The organism is Microbacterium saperdae (assembly GCF_006716345.1).
Lineage (GTDB): Bacteria > Actinomycetota > Actinomycetes > Actinomycetales > Microbacteriaceae > Microbacterium > Microbacterium saperdae.
This window is the reverse complement of sequence record NZ_VFOX01000001.1, coordinates 1,339,682-1,360,821: the sequence shown is the minus strand read 5'-3', so window position 1 is coordinate 1,360,821 and position 21,140 is coordinate 1,339,682. Positions and strand designations below refer to the sequence as shown.

Genomic DNA, 21,140 nt, shown 5'->3' with positions numbered 1-21,140 from the left:
GCGGTCCTCCACTGCCGACACGAATCCGCCCCTTACCGAATGACTGCCGGAGCACCCGCATGCCCACATTTCCCGCGCTGGTCGGCACGCTCGCCCAGACACTGAGCGGCTACTCCGCCCACGTTCTCGATATCGCGGCGCCCGCGCCGGGTTTCCTCGACATCGAGTTCCGGGCGAGCCCACCCACAGGAGGCTGGCAACCCGGTCACGAGATTCAGATCATGGTGACCTCAACCCAGGCACGTCGTTACACCGCCTACCGCGTCACCGGGCATGACCGGCTCGGCATCCTCGTCGCTCTCGACGCCGACGGACCAGGAACCGCCTGGGTACGCCGGCTGCGCAGAGGAGAAGACGTGACGTTGGTCGCCACCAAGCACCGACCGCTGCGACTTCCTCCCGCCCCACGCCTCATCCTCGGCGACGGGTCAGCACTCGGCACCATCGACGCCTACGCTCGCGCCGTTCCGTCATCGATTGTGGCGCTCGAAACCGCTCCGAGTTCCGTTGCTGCGTTGCGGGAGAGATGGCCCCAGTTTCAGCTCCTCCCCGGCCGCACGGAGCCGGGAACCGCGATACAGGCGTGGCTCGAAGAAGCTGTCGCGGACGGCCGCCTCAACGGAATCCACGGCGCGCTGCTCCTCGGACACGCCGGCTCCCTTCAGCAGCAGCGCCGGATGCTCGTGGGCCACGGACTCCTCGACCGCCGAGCCGTCACGACCAAGCCCTACTGGGCGACCGGACGGGCAGGGCTGTGATGCCGTATGCGAATGGCTGAAAAGCTTGCTGCCGGACACGACAAAGCCCTGATGAGATTGATGTCTCATCAGGGCTTTCTGTGTCGGGCTGACAGGATTTGAACCTGCGACCCCTTGACCCCCAGGTAGACGGTTCGACCGGATTCCTTGATTTTCCGGGCATCTCTGCCCCTCAGAGGACCCCATCTCACGTCATGGATTGCACGGTTTGCATGCATCAGGTCCCGGCGAGGTCCCGGCTCTTGGTAGTCGCCCACAGATTCTCTAGAGTTTTTGCGGAGTTGGTGGCATCGTTTTCACCCCTCAGTAAGGTGCGTGCCGACGTCGGCACACAGGCAGGTCGAGCCGGCACCGGGGCGCCAGGGCACGGGCGTCCGAAAAAACCGAGACTCTCTCCTTCACTACGCTTTGTGTCCGCCGGTCCGGCTAACCTGAGCGCATGCCCGACGCACCGAAAGCCTTCATAAGCCACGCCAGCGAGGACAAGGGACGGTTCGTGACCGAGTTCGCCACTAACCTTCGAGCCGCGGGAATAGACGCGTGGGTCGATGAGTGGGAAATCCGAGCAGGCGACTCACTCGTCGACAAGGTCTTCGCGCACGGCATCGACAAAGCGGACGTCTTCATCGTTGTTCTGTCGAACACTTCGATCACCAAGCCGTGGGTCGCTGAGGAGCTCGACGCCGGAGTGATCCGACGGATTCAAAGAGGGACACGCATCATCCCCGTTTTGATCGACGACGTGGAAGTGCCACCCGCGCTGCAGCATCTGCGCTACAGCTCCCTCGCGTCGCTCGGGCCGCAGGGGGTCGTCTCAGACATTTCCGGGACGCTGTTCAGTACAGACGTCGCGCCTCCACTCGGAGCTCCGCCAGCCTACTCACGCCGCGCACCGAAGCTCTTACCAAACCCCGTGGACGATGCCGTGATGAACGCGACTGTCGACATGATCCTCGAGAACGGCGCTGGATCAGTCGGCTCGAGGCAGCTGCTTGAGCGGCTAGCTGATCTCGACCTGAGTCATGAGCTTGTTGAAGAGGCCATCTCCTCCCTCGCTGACCAGAGACTTGTTGAGGTTTCGAGGTCCTTTGGCGGAACGACAATCACAAGGCTGCGTCCGAGAGTCTGGTTGGCGGTTCTGAGGAAACGAGGGATCGATGTCGACGGGCTGCACGACGAGCTCCTCACGCACTTCGTCAATCACGGTTCGTCGGGCGGCTTCGACGAGACAGATCGTGAAACACTTCACGCGCTCGTATCAGTTCTCGAGATGGAGCGCCTCATCGGCCGTGTGACCACGACACTCGATGGCACCGCGCACGCTCAGGCAACAGTGGCCGGGCAACGCGCCGCGAGAGCGCTCTAGCGGTGCGTCGAGGAGAGGGAACATTGCACCACGACGAGTCTTGACACAGCTGTCGGCGCGTGCGGAGTTCCGGCCGCTGCCTTCCGCGACCCGGCGCCTCCAGAGTTTTTCGAGATCCTTGGCTGACTCCTGGCGGTCCACGGAAGGATCAATTACCTGCAAGACCGCATCGCTCACCTGCCGTCGGACGAGACGACAGGGAAATAGAAGATCGAGCAGTTGCACCAGATGTCGCGAGGAGCAAGCACATCGGAATGCCATCCCGCACCCGCTCTGGATGTTCAGTGCCCACGCCACTGCCCCCAAAGTCGCTCTAATCCTCCACTGCAAGAGCAGAAAACAGACCGCGGGAGCCGTCGCGACTGTCTCGATCGTCGATGTGCCAGAAAGCGATCGCGAACAGGATGTCGGACAGTACACGCTGAACGATTTGATAGACCTCCTACAGAGCACCGTAGCGACTACGCAGATCGGCGAGTGAGCGTACGCCGGGGTCATGCTCAAACGAGCCGCGCAGCCGAGCGACCTCGACACACGCTCGGGATAACGCTGTGTGGGCAAGGGCTTGAGCTGTCGCTCTTTCTGCAAGCTCCCGAGCGGCGAGATCTCGCTGGTCAGCCTCGGTGACAGCAGCGCCCACGAGCTGACAGAGCAGCAGCCACGATCCGAGCACCTCGCAGTCTTGAAGCGATCCCACGCATCGAAGATCGGCTCCCGCCGGTGACGGCGTTCCGTCGAAAGAAGTTCAAGACCGAGTTCAGCCCGCACTCGTTCGAGACGCCGCCGGATGAAGCGGTCCACACTACGACATCGCGAAAGGCGAGCGGGTCCTTGATAACGAGTCGCATGCGCTGAGGTGACCCAGCAGAATACTGAGGAAGAAATCCTCCGCCGCGTGCCGGCATCTGAGACACGCTTAGCGCTGCTTGAAGGCGACGAAGCCTGCCCCCGGTCTCTCGACCCGATCTCTCGCGCCCCGATGTTGGCGAGTCCGTGACGGGCTCGTCTCCACCGATTTCTCCACGCGCGAGCTGTCCGACACTGTCGATAGTGTTACAGCGTCTGAAGAGGAGATCCATGGGTGAGGTGCTCAAGAAGCAGTATGCGCTTCAGAGTGATGGGCCGAAGATTCCGCAAGGCAATCAGTCCACCGTCGTGCGTGCGTTTGATCTGAAGGCCTTCGACTACGTGGCGGTGAAGTTCATCCAGCCACGGCGAGACGAATTCGCCAAGCGGATGTTCGAGCGTGAGACCGAAGCCCTCCAGCGTCTGTCTCACCCAAACATTATCGGGATTCGGGATTCGGGAGTCGATGACACCGAGACCCCCTACGTTGTGCTCGACTGGGTCGACTCCAGTCTCGATCAACTGTTGTTGGAACGCAGTTGGGACCGCTGGGACGACTTCTACATCAACATGTTCCGGCCGATCGTCTCCGCGATCTCGTATGCGCATCTCAACAACATGGAGCATCGCGATATCAAACCGGCCAACATCCTTGTCGACGCTGAACAGCGCCCCCTTGTCGCCGATTTTGGGATCGCTACGGTCCAAGCGTCGGGTCCGCCCAGTACCCACACGGTCAGACGGTTCCGTTCGGTCCCTTACGCGCCGCCCGAGGAAGAGACGCGTAGACCGTACGTTCGCGACGTCTTCAGCCTCGGGGTGCTCGCCATCCGATGCATGACAGGTGGACCAATCTCTGACTATGACCAGATCCGGCCTGCACTGATTGCCGCGAGCGTTCCTGACGGCGTCCGCGACATACTCGCACGCTGCGTCGACTTCGATCCCAACCTGCGGCCGTCGTCGGCCACGGAGCTTGAGGGCATCCTCGAGGATGCCTGGCACCTGATAGCGGACGACGCCGGGAAACGTCAGAACACTCTCTGGCTCAGTCTCAGCAGTCGCGCACGTCAGGACCTGGAACAACGCGCGCCGGGGGCAACAGCAGAATCAGTGGTCGCCCAGGATCTCGAAGGAGCCATCCACGCCGAGTTCGGGATTCAAGAGTCAGGGGCACCTGATCGCTCCTGGATGTTCCTCTACGGCGCCTCTTACCGATTTTCGCTATCGGCTCCTCGGCGAGACGGTGACCCACTTACGATCAGCGCGGCCTCCCATCGGGACTTCGAAACGATCGAGCGAGAACGTCGCCGGTCGGTTCAGCTTCCAGCCGTCTTTCGATGGGAGTTGAGACGACCCACAAATCCAGCCGCGGCAGTGCGTGGATGGCAGGCGCTGCAACGCCTACTCGAAGCCCATCTCGACGCCCGGCTCTCCCCACACGCGGACACAGAAGTCAACGAGCTGTTCGATCTGTGGAGCCGCATCCTCGATGCCCGCGCCGAACTCGCGCGTGGGTCTGCCCAACCCATGGCATACCGACACTGCGGACAAGTGGAACGCCGGGTCACCTTCGCACTCCTGAATGAGCCCGACATCGACCTCGTGGGCACATTTTGGGAGGCCATCTCTCCCGAGAAGCCCTTCCGCGGTGTCAGCGGCGAGGTTGTCGAACAGGACGGGAAGGATCTGACGATCCTGCTTCGGAGGAAGGCGAAGTCGATCCCGCCGCGAGGCACCCTCCGACCGTTTGATGCCCCGAGCACGATTGCTCTCTCACGGCAGAGGTCAGCTCTCAACTTCATCCGCGACGGCAAGGTGCCGAACAGCACGATCCGCGAGATTGTCGTTGACCCCTCGGCGAGTGCCTCCCCCGTTCGGCACAGCGTCACCAGTTGGCACTCTGACATGGACGCCGACAAGCAGCGTGCGATTGAACTCGCGCTGGGCAACTCTGGGCTTATGGTCATCGAAGGGCCTCCCGGTACAGGCAAAACCCGACTCATCGCGGAGCTGGTCTACCAGTTGCTTCGCAGCGACCCACGAAAACGCATACTCATCGCATCGCAGACCAACCCAGCAGTCGACAACGCGCTCGAACGAATCTCCCAAGTGGGCCTCACCAACATCGTCCGTCTGGCGGGATCCGACCAGTCAGCGGTAGACCCCGCTGTTCACTCACTACTCCTTGAGAACCGACTCCCCCGTTGGGCAGACGACATACGCAAACGAGCTCAAGCAACAATCGAGCAGGAGGCGATCAAGTACGACATCCCTGTGCATCACGCCCGCGCTGCAGTCCTCCTGGAACAAGTCGCTACCCTTGGGACCGAACGCCTCCTTCTGGCATCCAGGCTCAACGAGAAACCGGTATCGACAGGTTCCGTCACGGGCCTTGAAGACGATGAACCGGTCGATCAACCCGATGACATCCAGGGCCGGATCGAGCACCTTAACGAACGCATTAAAGAACACGTTAGAGGCGCTCAGGCGTTCCTCGGCAGCGACCTCCTACTGGACAGCGACCTTTCGCCCGTCGGTGCGCGAGAAGCACTCGCCGCCATCCTCACCGGGAAGCCACACGCGCAGGTCTTCCTAGCTCGCGTTGAGCTCCAGGCCCAGTGGATTGACCGCATCGAATCAGACGAGGACATCGCGGAGTTTTTCTTGGCGACCACATCGGTCGTCGCCGGCACGTGCGTTGGCCTCCTGCGCCACAAGGCCGTTGCCCACACAGAGTTTGACGTCTGCATCGTCGACGAAGCTTCGCGGGCAACGTTGACCGAAGCCTTGATTCCTCTGTCGCGTTCCAAGCAGTGGATCGTGGTGGGCGACACCAGACAACTGCCTCCAAGCGACGAAGATCTCGTTCGGAGCCCCGGGATCCTGGCCGAACACAACCTGACGCCGTCCGACATCGCCGAAACTCTCTTTCAACGGCTCGTCGACCATCTGCCAGCTGACTCGCAGGTCTTACTTCAACATCAATATCGAATGATCAACCCCATAGGTGCGATGATCTCGGAGTGCTTCTACGAGGGCCTTCTTCAGTCGCCGCGTAACGATGGCCTACCCGGATACGATCTCTGGGCTGGCGCACCAGTGACATGGATCGATACCTCTTCCCTCGGTAACGAACGCCGGGAGGCAAGTGCTGCGGGGACCTCTGTAGCCAACCGCGCCGAGGCGAAACTTATGGTGGAGAAGATTCTCAGCCTCGACCGGGCACTCGAACGAGGAGTCATTCGTCCCCAATCGGGCCAGAAGCTCAGAGTTCTCGCCATTGCGCCATATATGAGCCAGGTCGCCGACATCCGCCGCCGTCTCGCGGCCGGATCATTCAAGAACCTCTCAGTGACGGCGATGTCCGTAGACGCGGTACAGGGGCGGGAGGCAGACATCGCCTTCTTTTCAGTAACCCGCAGTAACGACAGAGGGAGTCTAGGATTCCTTGGTCCGGATTACTGGCGCCGCATCAATGTGGCTCTCTCCCGGGCACGTTTCGGCTTGTCGATCATCGGCGACGCCGAGTTCATAAGGTCCCAGGACAGCGGGCTCTCGAAGGTCCTCGACTATGTCGAGCGCCACCCGGGAGAGTGCGAGCTCAGGCCGGTAGACAAATGATCCAGACCTACACGAGTATTTTCCGCCGATACTCAGACGCGCGACCGGGACTCAAGCTGCTCAGTGTTGAGGACGCAGCTCTGCCTGTATCCCTTCTCCGCACGGACGTCTTGATCCAAGACCGGCGAAGCCTGCCGGCAATCGATGAGTTCCTCCTTCGCTTCACAGCGACGGGCGTCGACACGATCGACGACGTCGCGAAGTACATGGGCCTGCCACACGATCTCCTCCTCGATGCAGCCGTGCGCCAAACAAGCGCGGGCAACCTCACCCGACAAGACTCGACACGGTTCACCCTGACTGCGCAGGGAATGGCGTTCAATCGTGATCTGACTGCGACGCAGCCAGAGATCAAAGAGATTGCCTTCGTCTTCGACCGGCTCGCCTGGCAGCCCGTTGCCTACCCACAGTCGACCCTCATGAGGCGCCGCGAAGCAACACAGCGAGGACTGACGCTCGTTCCCGCCGCAGCCACCGCCGCGATTGGCGTAAACGACATCAAGATCGCTGATCTGAATCGAATCGTGCCTGGCCGGCGCTCCACAATTCTTCGGGTCAACAGGCTTGCTGGCCGGCGCCATCTCTGGGCTCCAGCGAAGTTGCTCGTGTTTGGAGACAGCTCATCGCAGGAGCTCGAGCTGGCCGTGTATGTCGACGACGAAATCTCAGTTGCCCATGAATCAGCGCTCCAGACCACCGCTGCCGCGGGGCAACTTCACATGGCCGTCGCACGTCCCCCCTTCATTCCCGATCCCCGGTTCGGGATGAACGCGACGCCCGACGCGGGGCAGTCCGACGTGCTATCCATCGAGCACCTCGACTATCTGCTGGAAGCGGTGTTGCACTCGAGAAGGCGACTGCTCATCGCCTCACAGTCAGCACGCGGCGATGTCGTGAATGAAACGTTCTGTAGGTACCTCAGGGATCGAGCACGCACCGGCACCAGTGTGGTGATCATCATCGCCGAGGAGTCTCGCGTGGAGCAGAGCGCTGCCGAACGCCTTCGAAGGCTATCCCGGACCACACCGAACATCACCGTGTCATACGCGAACCTGTCCGGAACGTCCTATCTCATATCCGATGACGTCACTATAGAGACAACTTTCGATTGGCTGTCGGGTGGCCGAACGGGCTCGGAGTACAGCTGGAGTGCCGGGCGACGCACGCAATCGAGCACCTACACCAGTGAAGCTGAGGCGCGACTACGCCGCTGATAGACGCGGCATGCATCGATTCCGGATTACAAAGATTTGAACCTGCGGCCCATGGGCCGTTGGTAGCAGGATCGTGTATCTCCCCCAATCTTCTAGGCGTCTCCACCCGCGCAGAGGGCGCGTTTCATGCTACGCGTCGCCGTGCGTCAGATCCCGGTCGGTTCGGCGCTTGGCAGCCATAGGGGCGCACCCCGGGGGCGGTCTTATGCCGGTGTCCTTCAGGTCCGAATGCCTGGCGGCCGCGCGCTTCGCAAGGACGAGCTCACCATCCTCGCGGAGTGCGTGGAGCGAGGGGCGGCGCTCTCCCAGGATCGCGCCCCGCATAGCGCCCCGAGGGTTCAAACGCTTAGTCGCTCTCGATTCTGTCCACACGCGTTCCCGAACGCGCAACAGCTTGTCACCTCAACGTCGAAGCGGCCGGTCGTTCTTTGTCTATAGCTCTGCCGCTGGACCATCCTGCTCGGAGCCTCGGACATTGCCGCGACGAAGGCGAGGAGCAGAAGGAAACACGGGCCGCAGAGCGCCGGATAACGGCCATGGTGAATCCGGCTCGCGTCCGTGTGGTCGAGTTCGGCCCGCCACAGTACATCCTGAGCACCACCGCTCCCATATGCTCTCAACCATGACGATCGACCCATCCCACTTCGGGCCGTACCTGTCGCTCGGCCTGCTCATGGCCGGCTCGGCGAACCGGAGCGTGGCCACGCTCCTCGCCGAGATCCGAAATGCGGTGTTCTCGGGGCGTCCGAACAGCGAGCAGGGCGAACCCCGCAGCGTGCACGCGGTCGAGAAGTTCACGAAAGCGTCCGTCGAGGGAAAGGGATTTGTGTACCGCGTACGCGATACCCCCTCTTGGTGGCGCGGACCTGCAATCAGCACTCCCCCCGGCGCTCGTCACGACAGTCCAGTCCTCAACGACGTCCTGCACCTCGTCCTCGTAGTGAAGTGCGCACGTTCGATCGCCGTGTACACCTCGCATCCGTCCGACTGGGGGCGGGTTGTGCGCGCCGTGGAAGACGGAAGCGTGACGAAGGTAAGACCGATGCCTGCAGATCTCATCAACGGTGCGTTCACCCATAGCACTTGGGCGATGCCCACGGTCTGGATGAAAGGCCTGCACCATCCTGTCCAGACGAAGGCCGATAGCAAGCAGCTCACGGGGCTCAACGTCCGCTCGGTGATCGATCAATTCGGCGATCAGACCTACCACTTCTCGTCCGGTCGCTCGCGAGTACCGCTCGGAGTTGGCGACTACGAGTCGATCGGTCTATCGCCGTCCAAGCATCGGATCTGGCTGGGCCAGCCGGCAGATTTCGCCGACTTCTGTGCGCGAACGGAGTGGGCGCTGAAGTTACTCTCGGGCGCGTCAGCGGTAGCAGCCCCGATCGCCGAGCTTGCACAGCCACTCGGGTCGCTGGACAAACTCGGAGTTCCGGACGAGATCGGTTGGGCGCCTCAGGGTGAACGCGATTCGTGGACGTCGGAGGCCGCCGACGCTTTTGCTCTACTCGAGCGGGTGAGTCTTGACCTCGACACGACGGACTCGAAGATCATCGAGGACGATGACACCGGAGACCGGACCGTTCACATGGTGGTTCATCTCGTCGCACAAGGGGCCCCCGTCACCGATGTGATGCTCGAGATCCGATACCCGCAGGCATCGAACACGGTTGCCTTGAGGGTCGTTCCGGCGCGGCAGACGGACGAGCTCGACAGTTACGAGCAGGCTATCGAGACCATCCTCGTGGAGGAGGGATGGGGGAAGATTCGCTACTCCGACGGCCACGTGGTGTCCGGGAAAGTGGCGTACCTCCCGCACTACTCAGCAGTACCATTCACGGGGTGGGAGTGGGTCGACTTCACAACGCCGCGCGCAGTGGACGTCACGAAGGAGAAGCCGATCCGCCTGGGTGCGACCGATCGGCGCGCGGCTGACCTCTCTCGCATCGGCGAGATGGGTGACGACTCATTGTTCAGCTGGGCGTACGACCGGTGGGGCGAAGGGCGTCCCGGACTCCTGTTGTGCGATGACGGGAGCGGCGAGATCGCGGACTTCCTTCATCTAGCACCGCTCGATGATGACGGGGAGAGCCTGCTGACCTTCATCCACGCGAAAGGTGGCAAGAGCGGGGACTCCGATCGTGGGCTGTCAGTGAGCGAGTACGAGGTGGTCATCGCCCAGGCAATCAAGAACCTCGCTTACGCAGAACCGGAAGCGATCGCCGCGAAGCTCCGAGCGCTGTCCGCGAATGCCCGAGTTTGGAACGAGGAAGACCCTGGCCTCGATGCCTCCGGCTTCGCGGACGAACTCCTCCGCAGGGGAAGGAAGATCAGGCGCCGAGTCGTGGTGCTCCACCCGCACACGCTAAGGGGCCAGTACGAGATCGACACCGGAGGTGCGACTCCGAGCCTGAGGGGTCGACACGCGCAGCTCAGCACCCTCCTGCTCGAGGCAGAGGCGACGTGTCGGAGCGTCGGCGCGCAATTCTCAGTCATCGGCGCCGACCAGTGAAGTCACCCCGACCAGCCGCATCATTTCCACCGATGGCTAATCATGCGCAAGCTCACGCGCCCTGCAGGCCGGACGATTCGTTTTACCAGGCAACTTTTGGAGGACTGCTCGGATGGCTCGGATTAAGTCGTGGGTGACCACCACGCGGGAGGACGTCGGCCCTCACAAAGTTGTGAGGATGGTGCCGCCCGACGAAGCCGCGGTGAACGCGGGGGTGACATGGGCCGCTGCCGCTGTGCCCCGTCACTATGTTTCTGCAGATGAGATCGCGGCAATGCTACGCGAGCTCGGCAAGCCCGAGGCGGCGGAAGTCCTCAGCGGAAAGCTGCCGGTCAGCAAGCGGACCCGGTCGGGCGAACTCGGAGAGATCCTTGGCACCCAATATGTGGCGCGAGAACTCGGCTATCGCATGATCGCGCGCCTGCGGTGGAAGGACAGCCGCGATATGCCCATGCGCGGCGATGATCTCCTCGGCGTTCGCCTGGTGGACGACGACAAGCTCGAGTTCCTCAAGGGTGAGGCGAAGAGTCGCGCGAGTCTGTCGACTTCGACTCTGGACGAGGCTGAGACGGCGTTGCTGAGCGATCACGGCCTGCCGACGCCCCATGCACTGATGTTCGTCGCCGCGCGTCTGCGCGAGGTGGGCGAGACGGAGTTGCACGTGAAGATCCTCGCAGCCCAACTTCGCGCACGTATCCGACCGAGCGATGTACTGCACCTGCTGTTCACGTTCTCCGGCAACAACCCTCTCAAGTTGCTGCGCAATCACACCAACGCCTACACGGGCAAGATCCGCCGACTCGGCGTGGGGCTACAGGTCCCAGAGCACCAGGCGTTCATCCGTCGAGTCTTCGAGAAGGTGATCTGTGATGCCCGGGCGCGTTGAGGATCTCGAAACCGCGATCGGTCGGGCAACGGCGCCGGGCTTCCGTGGACGACTCCTCGCCCGCGGGGAAGCGCGCGCAATGATATGGCGCGATGGGGCTCTCCCGGAGGACGCTCCCCCATTTGACGTCCTACTGAGCCACGATCTTCTCGCCTACGGTTACGCGCTACTGGAGCACGGACTGGAGCTGAGCGATCTGGAGGGATCTACCGACGTGTCCCGGCGGGCATTCGAGAACGCAGCGGCAGCGATCGAATCCGTCATCGCCCGAGGGGAGGCAACACCAGAACTGGGCTTTCATCGCGTGGTCGCTGCAGCCAGCTTTCACCTCGCACGATACTCAGCACGGGCATACTCACTTCTGACCGCGACGCGCGATGATCAGAACGTCTCGCCCATCGAGAGATGCTTGGTTCTGCTCATGCTCCGGGATCTTGACACGCTGACGGGCCTCGTCTCCGAAACCCGCGCAGATGAAAAGACGACAGATGCAAACCTCGCCGCGGAGTTACGCTCGACGCTCGACCCGAGCGACAGGAACAACGACCTCGACGGCGGGGCCGATGTCCTGGATGTCGTCGATACCGCCCTGACCGACGCGTTCATGGGCGCGATCAGCGTGGCCATGCTGGCGTTCGAACGTGGCGAGCCAACTCTTCTCACGGGCGCCATTGCGCGACTGCAGGTCGGTATGCGCGGCGTGGCCGCTCTGAGCATGGTGCCACAGTGGTGGTGTCATCGACTGGCGATCCACCTGCTCCGGGGTCTGTGGGAGTCCAGCTTCCACGTGGTCTTGCCGACCGGCCCGGGAGACGGGGACGCTGGCGACTGGGATCGCCTGCGCGCCACATTCATCGCCTCGCTGTTCCGCCGACGCCGCTCCGAGATCGACCTCTGGCCCTCCCAGCTGGAAGCTGCGTCACGGGTCCTGAACACCCAAGACAATCTCGTGCTCTCCCTGCCCACGAGCGCCGGCAAGACTCGCATCGCCGAACTGTGCATCCTCGCGACCCTGGCCGAAGGCAAACGAGTGGTGTTCGTCACCCCGCTCCGGGCGCTCTCCGCACAGACCGAGACCGCACTGGAGCGCACCTTCGTCCCCCTCGGCAAGACCATCTCATCCTTGTACGGCACCACTGGGGTCAGTGATGTCGATGAGAGCATCCTCCAGGAGCGCGACATTGTGGTCTCGACTCCCGAGAAGCTCGACTTCGCGCTGCGCAACGATCCGGATCTCCTCAATGATGTCGGGCTTATCGTGCTCGACGAGGGACACATGATCGGCGCGAACGAGCGGGAGGTCCGGTACGAGGTCCAGGTCCAGCGCCTCCTCCGCCGTCCCGATGCGAAGACTCGTCGCATCATCTGCCTCTCAGCGATCCTGCCCGAGGGCGACGAGGTGAAGGACTTCGTCGATTGGCTCACAGACGATGAACCCGATGGACTGATCAGCAGCGACTGGCGTCCCACCACCCTGCGGTACGGAGAGGTCGTCTGGCGCGAAGACAACGCGAGGCTGAACATCACTGTCGGCGGTGAGGAACCCTATGTGCCCCGGTTCCTCACCGCGGAGACCGTTCCCAGCAAGCAACGCAAGCTCCCGTTCCCGAAAGACGCGCAAGAACTGACGCTGGCCACCGCCTGGCGGCTGGTCGACGACGGCCAGACTGTACTGGTGTTCTGCCCGCTGAAGACCTCTGTCAACGCGTTTGCCAAGTTGATTGTCAAGCTGACCAGGCAAGGTGCGCTCCGCAGCGTCTTCGATGGCGACCCGACTGTCCTGAACACCGCGCTGAGCATCGGTCAAGAGTGGTTCGGAGCCGACCATCCTCTCCTTGCCTGCCTGCGTATGGGCGTCGCCATCCATCACGGCTCTCTGCCCGGGCCGTACCGCAGAGAAGTTGAGAAGCTTCTGCAACAGGGAGAACTGAAGATCACGATTTCCTCCCCCACGCTGGCGCAGGGACTGAACCTGTCGGCGAGCTCGCTTGTGGTGCACAGTCTGTGGCGCAACCGGAAGATCATCGACGCCGCCGAGTTCCGCAATATCGTTGGCCGCGCCGGACGAGCGTTCGTCGATTCGTCCGGACTTGTCGTGCATCCGATGTTCGAGCCCACCCGACGAGCACGACAGAACTGGGAACAGCTCGTCGAGGATTCCCAGCTGCGGGATATGCAGAGCGGACTCTTCCGACTCCTCGCTACCCTGCTCCAGAGGATGTCCGACAGTCTCGGTAAGGTCGACTGGGGCGAGTTCACCGAGTACGTGACAGGGCTTACCGACTGGTCTTTCCCCGTCATTGCGACCGAGGACGAAGAGACCACTAGCGAAGCTATGAAGTCCTGGCCGGGCCAGCTCGCAAGTCTGGACTGCGCGATACTTGGTCTGCTCAGCGACTCATCTATCACGGAGGCCGATCTCGGTAGCGCGCTCGATGCTGTTCTCGCTTCGTCGCTGTGGGCCCGGACGATCGCTCGCTATCAGGAACCTGTGCGCAACGCACTGCGGACAGGTCTCGTGGCCCGAGCTGGAGTGATCTGGCGGAACACGACTCCGGACCAGCGGCGCGGCTATTACCTGGCCGGCGTTGGGCTTGCGACCGGCCGGGAACTCGATTCACATGCTGAGCACCTCAACCGTCACCTGCAAATCGTCGAAGCGGCCATCCAACTCGGCATGGATGAAGAAGCGATCGACGCCATCACCCGCTTCGCCAGGATCGTGCTCGACATCTTCCCCTTCACTCCGAAGGCTCGACCGGATAACTGGGAGAAGATTCTGGTCGGGTGGCTGCGAGGGCGCCCAGTCTCAGAAATCGCGGCCGACGACAGCCTCGAAACGGCCGAGTTCATCGAAGACACCCTCGCATACCGACTCCCGTGGGCACTCGAAGCCGTCCGTGTCCGCGCTACAGCGCATCCCGACCCTGATGCATTCCCCTGGGATCTATCGGGTCCGGAGACCGGACTAAGCGTCGCCGCCGTCGAAGCCGGCACACTCAACAGAGCCGCGTCAACGCTGATGCGTGCAGGCTTCGCCTCTCGGTCGGGAGCGCTCGCCGCAGTTGAGTCGACTGGAGCCAAGTTCTCGACGCTTGGCGGGCTACATGAGTGGATGACGTCCGACGCGACACAACTCGCAGCCGGAGGCATTACGTGGCCGACTCCGACCACCCACGAACTGTGGAAGAGCTTCGCCATGCGCAGCGTCACTTCCCGCCAGCGAACGTGGGTTCACGAGGTGCACCAGTCGATAGTGACGTGGATGCCCGGCTACCAGCCGAGCTTCGGCGAGCCATACCGGGCTCTCTCCCAGACCAACGGAGCAACCGTGCTCGAGACAGCAGATGCCCGGCAAGTTGGCGTGCTGACCGCGCGCCTGAGCCCACGTCGCCAGGGACTACTGAAAGTCACCGCGACCAGCGTCGGCGACACGGTCGAGCTCGAGTACCGTGGCCCGTCCGACCTCTTTGCGTAGACATCCGCCGCATCTATGGCTCCAGCAAATTGCACCGCCGTGACTCACGGCTACGGCTCGATCACCGGCCGCGGGCCTGATGGTGAGCGGGCTCGTGGATCGCACAACAGGGCTTTCATTGTTCGCCCCGATGGCGGCCCGGTAGAGCCGTCGATGAAGGAGTCCGCGCGGGACCAGTTCGGGCTGATGATCGACCATCGCGTCGACGAGGCCGCCGCCGAATGTTCGACCTCACTCGTCCCGGGTCGCCCCGCGACGAGCGCGATCGGTCTTTCAACCGCATTGACGCGCGAGAACGGGTCCATCACCACACCTACTACAACGCGTCTGTCTCCCCATTTCCTCTCCGACCTGTAGACGACGGATGGTTGGCTAATGACTCGTTCGATGAGTAGCGTCGCGGCAGGCGACGATAGCGGTCGCCCACGCGTTCAGTTGAACTGGAACGTGCGATAAGAAGATCGCACGTTGAATCGTCGACCTTCCTTTCGGCGCTGCAGGAAGCCCGCGATGGTGTCGACATCGTCTCCGCGCATTCCGAGTGCCCGGCACGTCGCTCGTACCTGATCGACGGTAATCGAGGCCCAGCGTTCGGGACGGTTCATCATGTCGGCCTTGAGTTTGTCCTCCTCGTTCCACTTCAGGCCCGACGAGTATCCGGCAGCCATGCCGGCGATGTACTCGAGGATCTCGTCCACGCCATTCGGCAACGGCTCGAGCGTGATCTCCGCACGCGGCGATGGGTCGATCGTCTCGCCCGGGAACAGCTGGATCGGATTCACGTCCTCGATCCACTCGGCAGTCTCCTCGACGCCCCATTCGATGACCACGATGGCGTCGGCGTCAGCGTTCCACAGGTCGTTCAGATGCTGGCGATCGGGCCAAGCGTAGAGCACTCGCTGCCCGTCGAAGTGCCCGCCGCGAAATCCGCGCCAGGCGTGGTGACGTACGTTCGGTTGGGCGATCAGCCGCTTGAGGCTTGCGCTTTCCACGGCACGCCGCGGCGTCACGATCACCACTGATCCGCCCGGCTGCGCGAGAAGCCACTTCACCGCACGAGCATTCTGCGCTTCGCGTGAATCATTCTCACCGAGCCGTGACACCGCAATCGGAATCTCACCCATGCAAACAGACCTCCATCAATTTGCTACGTTCTCACGTTAGCCACGGGCACGGACATCGGTCCCGCCAGGGCGATGTGATCGCCGCCATCGGTTCGTTTGCCAAGCTCGGGTCAATCTGACAGACGATTGTTCCCCCGCTGCCACCGACCTTTGATGCTCCCTCTGTATGGGCACTCCCAACCTCAGCGAGCCTGTTTGGATCATCGAATTGCCTACCCTCGCCCTTATCAGGCATGGAACAGGGGCGTGCCTTCGCCGACGAGTCCGAGCACGCGCAGGCGTGGCATCACCTCGTCGCACAGCAGCTCGACAGAGCGCCACGACCCCACCGGAAACGCGATGAAGCCGTCGATGGCCCGTGCTTCCGCGCGAGCGACGATGGACGCCACCGCATCCTCCGGTGTTCCTACGACCGACCAGTGGGGTCCCGCGCCTCGTCGTTGACCGCTCGGCGGGTACGTCGCCCGCTCGATCGCGGCAGCCTCACCCCTCGTTCCGGCCAGCACCAGAGACAGTCCGGGGAGCAGCAAGGGCCGGTCGGGCCGCCCCGCGTCCTTCGCCGCGGCACGGACGGCTGCGCGCTGCGACGACCCCGACTCGATCTCGATCGCCGACGCGAACATCGCATCGGCGCGTCGTCCAGCCAGCGCGATCGTCGACTCCCCGCCTCCCGCGACCATGAGCGGGAGGGGCTGCGGCGTCGGCACCGGAAGCGGGAGCGGCCCGGCGACCCGGAAGTTCTCCCCCGCATGATTCGTGGGGCGCACCCGCTCGACGTCGACGAGCACACCGGAATCGCGGTCGACCCGCATCGCCGCCGCGGGGAATCCCGCACGCAGCGACTCGACGACGTCGATCAGCTCCTCGGCCCGCCGCCATCGTGCGGCGGAGTCCGGAAGACGCTCGACCGAGAACTGCTCGTCGCCGGAACGCGACGTGACCACGTTCCACCCGATGTGTCCTGGAGCCAGATGCTCCAGGGACACGAGCTGCCGGGCGACCGGATACGGCTCAGAGAAGGTGGCCGACACCGTCACCACGAGCCCGATCCGCCGGGTGGCGCCGGCCAGCTGCGCCGCCTGCACGATCGGGTCCAGACCGAGGTGCGCGGGATCGCTCCCGATCGTGCCCAAGGGCAGCGTGAGCGCATCGGGACGGAACGCCAGATCGAAGCCCGCACGCTCGGCGCGCACCACGGCATCGATGATCGGACCGCCCGACAGCAGCTCCTCCGCCCGTGAGTCCTCGCGCCGCCAGGCCTGGCCGCGCATCCAGGTCGGTGCGATCGAGAACCCGGCCACCAGCGTCATGCGATCGCCTCGTCGTCTGCGGAGGAGAGAGGGGCGATGGGCACCACCATCGGCGTCCCCGTGACGGGATGCCGCTGCACCAGCGCCTCCAATCCGAACGCCTCGGCGACCAGCCCGGCCGTCATCACCTGCTCCGGAGCCCCGGTCGCGAGCACACGCCCCTCCCGCATGACCACCAGATGGTCGGCGTACCGGCATGCCTGGTCGAGGTCGTGCAGCACCAGCACCACCGTGCGTCCCTGCTCCCTGTTGAGGCGCCGGCAGAGCTCCAACACCTCGAGCTGGTGGGCGATGTCGAGGTATGTTGTCGGCTCGTCGAGCAGCATCACCGGCGTCTCCTGCGCCAGCAGCATCGCGATCCACGCGCGCTGCCGCTGCCCGCCGGAGAGCTCGTCCACCGGACGATCGCGCAGCCCTGCCACCCCCGTCGAACGCATCGCACGGTTCACGGCATCCGCATCCTCCGGCGACCACTGCTGCAGCAGCCGCTGATGCGGATACCGTCCCCGTGCCACCAGCTCCGCCACCGTCACCCCTCCCGGGGCGGTCGCCGCCTGCGGCAGGAATCCCACCCGACGCGCGAGTGCTTTCGGCGCAAACGACCTGACGTCATCACCGCCGAGCATCACCCTGCCGGATGCGGGTGAGAGCAGGCGCGCGAGTCCCCGCAGCAGCGTGGACTTCCCGCAGGCGTTCGCCCCGAGGATCACGGTGATCCTGCCTTCGGGGAGCGTCACGTCCAGATGGTCGACGATCGTCCGGTCGTCGTACCGCAGCGTCAGCCCCTCGGCCACCATCGAATCCGACATCAACGCCACCCCTTTCCCTCGGCCGCGCCTCGGCTCGGCAACAGCAGCCACAACAGATACAGACCCCCCACGACACCGGTCATCCGGCCGACGGGCACCGCGAACGTCACCGGCAGCAGCTGGGTCACAAGGTCGGCGATCACGAGCAGCGCCGCTCCCATCGCCGCCGCGCCGATCACCGGCGGCGCATCCGTGCGCATCAGCCGGCGTACCAGCTGCGGTGCGGCGAGCGCCACGAACGCGATCGGTCCGACCGCTGCTGTCGCGAGGGCGGCCAGCACCACGGCGCATCCCACCAGCACGAGTCGCGTGCGCTCCACCCTCACCCCCAGCTGCTCGGCGATGTCGTCGCCGAGCTCCATCAGACTCGCCCGTCGTGAGAGCACCAGCACGACCGGGATCACGACGGCGACCCCGGCGAGCACGGGCAGCGTGTGGCTCCACTGACGAGCATCGAGCGAACCGGACAGCCACAGGTTCGCCTGGCTCGACGCGTCGATGGTGCCGCGCACCAGGAGCAGACCGTTGACCGCGGCGGCGATCGCCCCCACGCCGATGCCGACGAGGATGAGCTGCCGCCCGGCGATGCCACCGCCGCGTCGTGCGAGCAGCATCACGATGCCGGCGGTGACCACACCGCCCGCGATGGTGCCGAGCGCGACCTGCGTGGGCTGCGCACCGAACAGGACGATCTGCACCAGCGCGCCCGTCGCAGCGCCCGTGGTGAAGCCGATGACATCGGGAGATCCGAGCGCGTTGCGGGCGAGCGACTGGAAGATCGATCCCGACACCCCCAACGCCGCGCCGGCCCCGATCGCGGCGAGCACGCGAGGCAGTCGCACGCCCTGCACCGCCAGGATCGTCGTCGGGTCGTCGGCGATGCCGAAGACGGCACCTGGCACCGCGTGCAGAGGCACCGGCAGGCTTCCCACCGTCATCGCGATCGCCCCGGCGGCGAGCGCCACGACGGCGAGCACCGCCGTCACGATGATCGTCCGCGGTCGCACCAGCAGCGTGACCCGGCCGAGCCGCAGCATACGACGGCCGCCAGGCGGCACAGTCGTGGTCAGCCCCGTCACAATGGGGCCAATCGTCGGCGACGCACCAGCGCCACGAAGAACGGCCCGCCGAGGACCGCGACCATGATGCCGACGCCCACCTCGCCGGGGGGTGCGACCACGCGTCCCAGCACATCCGCGACGAGCACGAGCGCCGCACCCAGTGCCATGGCAGTCGGCAGCATGCGGTGATGGTCGGAGCCGACCAGCATCCGCGCCACGTGCGGTGCGGTGAGGCCGACGAACGCGATGGGACCGGCCGCCGCGGTGGCGCCTCCCGCGAGCACGACAACGGCCACCCCCGCGACCGTCCACACCACCGCGGGACGCGACCCCAGGGCGCGCGCCGCTTCCGGACCGAGTGAGGCCGCATCGAGCGCGCGCGACAGCATAAGGACGAGCACGAGTCCGATCCCGATCAGCAGCGCGGCGGGTGGGAGCACGTCTCCGTCGCGCCCGGCGAGGGACCCGACCGCCCACGCGCGGTACCGGTCGAACACCATGTCGTCTCCGTTCACGATCACGATCTGTGCCAGCGCGCCGAGCACGACGGACAGGGCAGCGCCCGCGAGCACGAGACGCACCGGGTCCGAACCACGGCGCACCCCGCCCAGCAGCATCACCAGCGCCCCGGCGGCGGCGGCACCGACGAGAGCAGCTCCGAAGTACGCGATCGGGGCGACGGCTCCGGCCAGGGCGATGGCCAGCGCCACCGCCACCGCAGCACCCGCGTTCACGCCGAGAAGGCCGGGCTCCGCGATCGGGTTGCGGGTGAGCGACTGCATCACGACACCGGCTGCTCCCAGGGCCGCCCCCACCAGCAAGGCCAGAGCGGCGCGGGGCAGACGGCGGTTCATCAGCAGCAGATGCGCGTCGTCTGAAGGGTCGAAAGTCCACACCGCGTTCCACAGGTCGGCGGGGGCGAGCATCCGGGTCCCGACGATCGAACTCAGCACGACGAGCGTGCCGATGAGGACGGTCGCGGCGACCAGGACGAGGACGAGGCGACCGCGGCTCACGCGTGGCGGAGCGGACGTCGCCTCCTGGGGCGGCGAGGTGGTGTCGATCATGGCGTTGCACGATCAACCGGCCGCTCCCCGAGCGGCCGGTCGATCCCCGTCAGGAGAACAGGTCCCTGACGTGCTCGACGATCTCGGTCGAGCTGTACAGATCCATGCGGAACGAATTCAGGCCGAGGCCGTACACCTGACCGGCGGCCACCGACGGCACGTTCGCCAGCACGGGGTCGTCGGCGAAGCCCGTCGCCGTCTCGTCGTCGGCCGACAGGATGAACGTCGTCTCGCTCGTCAGCTGCAGCAGGTTCTCGTAGGTCGCCCACACGAAATCGGCTCGTTCCTGCGCCTGGGTGTGCCAGGCCGGATCGGGATCCTCGACCGTGAAGCCGAGCGACTCGAGCAGGTCCGCGTGCGATCCGCCCGCACGGGCGATCGGGTTGTCCTGGCCGGGCCCGTTGAAGGAGATGACGTTGGCGGTGCCGTCCGGCACCGTGATGGTGTCGGCGGTCTCGCTCACGAGGGCATCGAAGTCCGCGATCGTGTCCTCGGCCTCGGCCTCCAGCCCCGTGGCCTCGCCCAACTCGACCGCCAGGTCCTGCCAGGTCTGAGCGCCGTAATCGACCACGATCGTCGGCGCGATCGACTGCAGGTCGGCGACCTGGTCGGTCAGCGCATCGCGTCCGCTCGTGGCCACCACGATCAGATCGGGCTCGTTCGCCATCACCGCTTCGAGATCGAACTCGCCGACGCTCCACAGGTTGGCCACGTCGCGCTCGTCCGCGATGTAGGCCCACTGGTCGAACCAGACGCCGCCCACCTGCGATCCGCTCGCCACGACCGGTGCGTCGATCGCGAGCAGCGTGCCGGTGACGGAGACGGCTGTGGACAGGATCCGCTCCGGCTGGGCCGGGATCTCGGTGGTGGTGCCGTCTGCGTTCTCGAAGACGCGCGGCCACTCGGCGGCCGCAGCCGAGGCGTCCTCTTCGGAGGTCGGCTCCTCGGCGGTGGCGGCACAGCCGGCGAGGGCGAGTGCCCCCGCCAGCACGAGGCCGATCAGGGCCGCCGTGCGGCGGCGTGCGGATGCGTAGATGTTCATGATTCCTTCCCATGGCCCCCTGGCCGGAGGCCGGCGGGGCAGT

Annotated in this window: 13 protein-coding genes; 7 read left to right on the top strand and 6 right to left on the bottom strand. The window is 64.6% G+C overall.

Annotation, left to right across the window (positions count from 1 at the left end; genetic code table 11):
• The first annotated feature begins 59 nt into the window (after positions 1 to 59).
• From FB560_RS06410 to FB560_RS06380, 7 genes are all read left to right on the top strand, one after another.
• The gene (locus tag FB560_RS06410) at positions 60 to 758 is read left to right on the top strand and encodes an SIP domain-containing protein (RefSeq protein ID WP_141871592.1); all 699 of its coding nucleotides are present in this window, start codon (positions 60 to 62) and stop codon (positions 756 to 758) included.
• Between the two features lie 439 nt (positions 759 to 1,197).
• The gene (locus tag FB560_RS06405; protein WP_141871591.1) at positions 1,198 to 2,124 is read left to right on the top strand and encodes a toll/interleukin-1 receptor domain-containing protein; all 927 of its coding nucleotides are present in this window, start codon (positions 1,198 to 1,200) and stop codon (positions 2,122 to 2,124) included.
• A 1,077-nt stretch (positions 2,125 to 3,201) separates the two neighbouring features.
• Positions 3,202 to 6,594 (top strand): serine/threonine-protein kinase, encoded by a 3,393-nt coding sequence (locus tag FB560_RS06400; protein WP_141871590.1) that lies wholly within the window; start codon positions 3,202 to 3,204, stop codon positions 6,592 to 6,594.
• Complete coding sequence (locus FB560_RS06395; protein WP_141871589.1) at positions 6,591 to 7,808, top strand: phospholipase D-like domain-containing protein; 1,218 nt, start codon at positions 6,591 to 6,593, stop codon at positions 7,806 to 7,808. The genes FB560_RS06400 and FB560_RS06395 overlap by 4 nt, the downstream gene beginning before the upstream one ends.
• Positions 7,809 to 8,430: 622 nt before the next feature.
• The gene (locus FB560_RS06390; RefSeq protein WP_141871588.1) at positions 8,431 to 10,320 is read left to right on the top strand and encodes a hypothetical protein; all 1,890 of its coding nucleotides are present in this window, start codon (positions 8,431 to 8,433) and stop codon (positions 10,318 to 10,320) included.
• Positions 10,321 to 10,498: 178 nt separating this feature from the next.
• Positions 10,499 to 11,206: a Hachiman antiphage defense system protein HamA gene (locus FB560_RS06385; RefSeq protein WP_170198080.1), complete on the top strand. Its 708-nt coding sequence runs from the start codon at positions 10,499 to 10,501 to the stop codon at positions 11,204 to 11,206.
• Positions 11,190 to 14,684 (top strand): DEAD/DEAH box helicase, encoded by a 3,495-nt coding sequence (locus tag FB560_RS06380; protein ID WP_141871586.1) that lies wholly within the window; start codon positions 11,190 to 11,192, stop codon positions 14,682 to 14,684. Before FB560_RS06385 ends, FB560_RS06380 begins: the two co-directional genes overlap by 17 nt.
• A gap of 431 nt (positions 14,685 to 15,115) precedes the next feature.
• Here FB560_RS06380 and FB560_RS06375 read toward each other — a convergent pair whose 3' ends face one another.
• The 6 genes from FB560_RS06375 to fepB all read right to left on the bottom strand — a co-directional run bounded on the left by FB560_RS06375 (position 15,116) and on the right by fepB (position 21,097).
• Entirely contained in the window at positions 15,116 to 15,808 is a 693-nt protein-coding gene (locus FB560_RS06375) for a hypothetical protein (protein WP_141871585.1), read from the bottom strand.
• Positions 15,809 to 16,035: 227 nt separating this feature from the next.
• Positions 16,036 to 17,118 (bottom strand): LLM class flavin-dependent oxidoreductase, encoded by a 1,083-nt coding sequence (locus FB560_RS06370; RefSeq protein WP_141871584.1) that lies wholly within the window; start codon positions 17,116 to 17,118, stop codon positions 16,036 to 16,038.
• A complete protein-coding gene (locus FB560_RS06365) occupies positions 17,115 to 17,927 on the bottom strand; it encodes an ABC transporter ATP-binding protein (protein WP_141871583.1) in 813 nt (270 codons plus the stop codon). Before FB560_RS06365 ends, FB560_RS06370 begins: the two co-directional genes overlap by 4 nt.
• Positions 17,927 to 18,964, bottom strand: a complete 1,038-nt coding sequence (locus FB560_RS06360) for a FecCD family ABC transporter permease (RefSeq protein WP_141871582.1) — start codon at positions 18,962 to 18,964, stop codon at positions 17,927 to 17,929. Before FB560_RS06360 ends, FB560_RS06365 begins: the two co-directional genes overlap by 1 nt.
• Positions 18,965 to 19,002: 38 nt before the next feature.
• On the bottom strand, positions 19,003 to 20,055 hold the full coding sequence (locus FB560_RS06355; protein WP_141871581.1) for a FecCD family ABC transporter permease: 1,053 nt from the start codon (positions 20,053 to 20,055) through the stop codon (positions 19,003 to 19,005).
• Between the two features lie 49 nt (positions 20,056 to 20,104).
• Complete coding sequence (fepB, locus tag FB560_RS06350) at positions 20,105 to 21,097, bottom strand: Fe2+-enterobactin ABC transporter substrate-binding protein (RefSeq protein WP_141871580.1); 993 nt, start codon at positions 21,095 to 21,097, stop codon at positions 20,105 to 20,107.
• Positions 21,098 to 21,140: the final 43 nt, after the last annotated feature.